We start from the raw sequence: 3,745 nt of genomic DNA, 5'->3' as shown, positions 1-3,745 counted from the left end.
TCATAGTTCATATCAACGATTTCAGCGACTGCACCTTCACGCAAGATGGCATCTAAACGTTCTTGTGACGATCCTTTTGGCATATAGACCACGGCTTTTGCTTCAACTGTCTTGCCATCCAAGCAACACCACGTCCATGATTCCCGTCAGTGGTTGTCGCAAAAGTGACACCATTTAACTTTTTTCTGATCTCATCACTGATCATGACCTCATAAGGTAATTCACTGATGTCCATTTCGAGGAAATCAGCAATATGGCGTGCCATCGCATAAGCACCACCTAACGCTTTAAATGCTTTCAAACCAAAACGAAAAGATTCATCTTTGAGATATAACTCACCCACTCCTAATGTTTTGGCTAGATGGGGTAAATGAAATAACGGTGTAGGTGCGTATCCTGGAATAGTTCGGTGAAAATCTAACGCTTTAGCTAACTCTTCATAACGAAAAGGGGCAAGCTCAGCGGTTGGTTTTCGCGTAAATGAACTTTGGTTAATCAGGTACTGCAATTGCTCCTGCATGGAATTACCTCTTAATCACACTTTAAAATTCGCGATAACCCAATATCGCGATTAATCGGAATACATAGGGTTATCCCCTGTATCGCAATATGTATGCCAACTCACTCAAAAAGCATTTAATAAAGATATAATTAACTGATTTAAAACATTTTTTATTATTTAAATGATTAAAATATGGGATTAATCATGCAGAAAAGCTGTGATCTAGGCGGTTTTTATTTAGATGATAAATTATCAATAATAAGAAACTGTGTGAGCTTTACACAAAAAACGTATAACTAACTAATAAATAATAATTTAATTAAACCCATTAAATGAATAATGATAATTTATTATCAATTATGATAATTTTAAGGTGAGAATGTGATGCACTCATTACTCAGTACCCTGCAAGATGAAATCAGCAAGTACACCGATGCCATTGCGGGTATCACCGGTACCGATGTTGAAATTATTGATAACAATTTAATTCGTATTGCAGGTACGGGACGTTATCGCTATATGCTCAATCAAGATGTCTCTAGCAATGGGTATATTTATCGCCATGTACTGCAAGTCCAAAAAACAATTCTCATTGAAGATCCAAAAGAAAACGATCTCTGTCAGCTATGTCAAAATCGCTTAACTTGTACCGAAGAGCTTGATCTCAATGCGCCAATTTTTCTCAATAACCAAGTTATTGGTGTCATTGGTATTATCTGTTCTAACCGAGAACAGAAAATGTTTTTGATGAAACAAAAACAAGCCTTTATCACCTTTATCGAACAGTTTTCGGAGATGATTTCAAGTCGTGTTTTTGAATGCCTTGAAAGGCTGAGAGAGCAAGAGCGATTTGGTACTTTTCGAAACTTGATTGATGTCATGGATAGAGGGGTAATTGCCATCGATAGCCAAAGTAAAATTTGGCATGCCAACCTATCTGCTCTACGTTTCTTTGATTGTGAATTAATTGGGCAATCTCTTGATATCGATATGACTGGCGATATTCTTTATGGCGATGAAGAGGCTTGGCTGATTTTAAATAAACAGCGTTATCATGTGCTCTGTAAAAAAATCACCTTCTCTTCTGTCGATAATGACCAACTCACCATGGTCATTTTCCATGATGCTCGTGATTATATGACACAGGTAAATACCTTATCTGTTGATGAAAATCCGCACTCCCCTTTAATTGGCAACTCACACAATATGCTCCAATTAAAAAGCATGTTAAGCAAAGTTGCGGTTAGCCACGCCAGCGTACTTATCACTGGAGAAAGTGGATCAGGTAAAGAAGTCGTCGCCTATACCATTCACCAACAGAGTTTACGGACAAAGCAGCCATTTATTACTATTAACTGTGCTGCTATTCCAGAACAGCTGTTAGAAAGTGAGCTTTTTGGTTATGTGCGAGGCGCGTTTAGTGGTGCAGATCCTAAAGGACGCATTGGTAAATTTGAATTAGCCCACGGTGGAAGCCTATTTCTTGATGAAATCGGCGATATGCCGTTACATTTACAAGCCAAACTTTTGCGTGTACTTCAAGAAAAAAGCATTACGCGTGTTGGCTCTAACAATATGATTAATATCGATGTACGTATTATTGCAGCCACAAATAAAGATCTGCGCGACATGGTCAATAAAGGGCAATTCCGTGAAGATCTGTTTTATCGTCTTAACGTTGTCCCTATTCACACGCCCGCCCTACGTGATCATCGAGAAGATATCGCAGAGCTCGCTCAGTTTTTTTGCTGATGATTTAGCTTTAACCTATAAACGTCCTACGACGAAGATCCCTAACTCTATTATTAACTATTTATATTCTTATGAGTGGCCGGGTAATATCAGAGAGCTACGTAATGTGATTGAATATATGTATGTTATGCAAGGTGATACCGCTGATTTTAATCTTAGTCATCTTCCTCCTTACCTAGTAGAAAACAACACATACTGATACATCAGAAAAAAGAAAAAACGCAGTGAGGTTTATACAAAAGCTAAAAACGCAATCGTTAAACACACACGAATGTCTCAAAACGCAGAACCTGACCTCAGAGTATCAAACCATTATGAATATATTAGAAAAAAACAGGAACCACATTGGAAGGAAAAGAAAAAAGCGGCAAAAATCTTAGGTATCAGTATTGCGACTTTATATAGGAAAATAAAAAAATCAACTAGGGATCAAAAACAAAACTAGGAAGAGAGCCGGAGCTGAAAGGATAAGATAATTATAATTATTTGAATTTGAAGTAAGCGCCTAATTATAGACAGTTATAATACACTCCATCTCTAACTTAACATCCGTGAAGTTCAGTGCCATAGTATAGAAATTCATGTTAACCATCTACTGAAAACGATGAAGAACATGAAGTCACACTATCCATAGATGAACAAACCTATTTAAGCCTCGTCCTTCGTTATAAAGAGTTAGTCAGTAAAGAGGATGGAAGTGGTTCTGATGGTGGAGATGTTCCTTTTGATATCAGCGGTTACTTAACTGAAATAGATACTGGGAAAATCGACGCTGACTATATGAATAGTCGCTTTGATAAATATTTAAAAGAACTTAATGATCCTCAAGACGTTGCAAGTATTGAAAACACATTAAACGAGCTGCATAAGTCGTTTGCCTCACTGACACAAAACGAACAGAAATACGCGAAACTTTTCTTACATGACTTACAACGTGGCGATGCGCAATTAATTGAAGGTCATACTTTTAGGGACTATATCAATACCTATAAAGATAACGCCGAGAATGCACAAATAAGTGCCGTTGTTAATGCACTTGGTTTAAATAAAGAATTACTGATGGCATTAATGGCTGATAGTGTTACTGAGAAAAACCTTAACAATTTTGGTCGCTTCGATGCATTAAAAGCGACCGTAGATAAAGCAAAAGCTAAAATCTACCTTGAAAAACAAGATGGTGTCACTTTACCTCCATTTAAATTAAATATTCGCATTGATCAGTTTTTAAAGCAGTTTATTTTTGCAAAAACAGATGATCTCTTAAGTGATATGGTTGACATAGCAGACAACGAATGTCGCCCTTTATCATCATGAGCACTTTAATTAAGAAACAAAAAACCGCTAGCCATAAAGGGAAGTGAGGGCTTTGTCAGCTGTCTGAACGCCATTAAATCAAATTTAATGGCGTTTTTTTTATTAGCAACACAGGAAATAAGTTATTAATTAGGTATCATTTTCTAACTGATGCTGATATGTTAAATAAAAATACAT

5 protein-coding genes are annotated in these 3,745 nt (G+C 36.8%); 4 read left to right on the top strand and 1 reads right to left on the bottom strand.

Features of this window, described 5'->3' with window-relative positions; genetic code table 11:
- Nucleotides 1-52: 52 nt before the first annotated feature.
- Nucleotides 53-520: a pyridoxal-phosphate dependent enzyme gene (locus BHE89_RS11960; protein ID WP_286146092.1), complete on the bottom strand. Its 468-nt coding sequence runs from the start codon at nt 518-520 to the stop codon at nt 53-55.
- A 366-nt stretch (nt 521-886) separates the two neighbouring features.
- Between BHE89_RS11960 and BHE89_RS11955 the strand changes: the two genes are divergently transcribed.
- The 4 genes from BHE89_RS11955 to BHE89_RS11945 all read left to right on the top strand — a co-directional run bounded on the left by BHE89_RS11955 (nt 887) and on the right by BHE89_RS11945 (nt 3,568).
- Complete coding sequence (locus BHE89_RS11955; protein WP_128860505.1) at nt 887-2,254, top strand: sigma-54 interaction domain-containing protein; 1,368 nt, start codon at nt 887-889, stop codon at nt 2,252-2,254.
- Entirely contained in the window at nt 2,154-2,453 is a 300-nt protein-coding gene (locus tag BHE89_RS27445; RefSeq protein WP_458694217.1) for an AAA-type ATPase lid domain-containing protein, read from the top strand. The genes BHE89_RS11955 and BHE89_RS27445 overlap by 101 nt, the downstream gene beginning before the upstream one ends.
- 72 nt (nt 2,454-2,525) lie before the next feature.
- Complete coding sequence (locus tag BHE89_RS27045; RefSeq protein ID WP_128860504.1) at nt 2,526-2,699, top strand: helix-turn-helix domain-containing protein; 174 nt, start codon at nt 2,526-2,528, stop codon at nt 2,697-2,699.
- A gap of 185 nt (nt 2,700-2,884) precedes the next feature.
- Nucleotides 2,885-3,568, top strand: coding sequence for a type I restriction endonuclease subunit R, EcoR124 family (locus tag BHE89_RS11945; RefSeq protein WP_413242933.1), 684 nt, complete (start codon nt 2,885-2,887; stop codon nt 3,566-3,568).
- Nucleotides 3,569-3,745: the final 177 nt, after the last annotated feature.

It is taken from the genome of Shigella sp. FC1967 (genome assembly GCF_001743005.1).
GTDB lineage: Bacteria > Pseudomonadota > Gammaproteobacteria > Enterobacterales > Enterobacteriaceae > Proteus.
The sequence above is the reverse complement of the archived record's forward strand: the minus strand, read 5'-3'. Positions and strand labels throughout refer to the sequence as shown.